Below are 1076 nucleotides of genomic sequence, written 5' to 3'. Positions count from 1 at the left end.
CCGTCCGCCCCGGCAGCGAGGAATACCGCGATTCGGAGAAATACCAGTACCGCCCCCGCGACTGGGAAGCCGCCGACCGCGACAACACCACCATCGCCCCCCTCATCACCCAGCTCAACACCCTCCGCAACGCCCACCCGGCGCTCCAACTGCTGCGGAACCTGCATTTCCACCACATCGACCAGCCGGAACTGCTCGCCTTCTCCAAACGGCACATGGACGACGTGGTCCTGGCGATCGTCAACCTCAATCCACATCAGCCGCGCGAGGCGACCGTCCACCTCGACCTCGCCGCACTCGGCCTCCCCGACGCCCCCGACCGCCCCTTCGCCGTGCACGACGAACTGGACGGCGCGACGTACACGTGGCGGAAGGCCAATTACGTCTACCTGGACCCGCACCTTCGACCGGCGCACATCTTCACGTTCCGGAGCAGCGAGAGTTGAGCGGACCTAACGAGCCACAGCCTCCCTCCCCGACACCAGGCCCGACGCCCGGACCGGTGCCGAGGGACGAACCCGTCACCGAGATCCCCCCGGACGCGGTACCGGCGGCGTCGGAACCCGTCCCGGACGCATTCAGTCCCGAGACTCCGCGCGACCCGCACTGGTTCAAGACGGCCGTGTTCTACGAGGTGTCGGTGCGCGGATTCGCCGATTCCAACAACGACGGCTACGGCGACCTGCGCGGCCTCATCTCCAAACTCGACCATCTCGAATGGCTCGGCGTCGACTGCCTCTGGCTGCTGCCGATCTACCAGTCGCCGCTGAAAGACGGCGGCTACGACATCTCCGAGTACACGCGGATCCTCCCCGACTTCGGGGAGCTCGGCGATTTCGTGGAGCTGATCGAGCAGGCGCACGCGCGCGGCATCCGCGTCATCGCCGACCTCGTCATGAACCACACCAGCGACCAGCATTCCTGGTTCCAGGCGTCGCGGACCGATCCGGACGGGCCGTTCGGCGACTTCTACATGTGGGACGACACCGACGAGAAATACCCCGACGCCCGCATCATCTTCGTCGACACCGAACAGTCCAACTGGACCTACGACCCCGTCCGCGGCCAGTACTACT

1 protein-coding gene and 1 pseudogene are annotated in these 1076 nt (G+C 66.3%); both read left to right on the top strand.

Annotated elements, in window-relative coordinates:
• Nucleotides 1–446, top strand: a pseudogene (locus J4709_RS52740) (alpha-1,4-glucan--maltose-1-phosphate maltosyltransferase); the annotation flags it as partial.
• Nucleotides 447–502: 56 nt separating this feature from the next.
• The coding region (locus tag J4709_RS52735; protein ID WP_372442260.1) for an alpha-amylase family glycosyl hydrolase at nucleotides 503–1076 on the top strand (574 nt) is incomplete at its 3' end.

Source organism: Actinomadura violacea (assembly GCF_017573465.1).
Lineage (GTDB): Bacteria > Actinomycetota > Actinomycetes > Streptosporangiales > Streptosporangiaceae > Spirillospora > Spirillospora violacea.
This window is presented reverse-complemented; position numbering and strand designations above follow the sequence as displayed.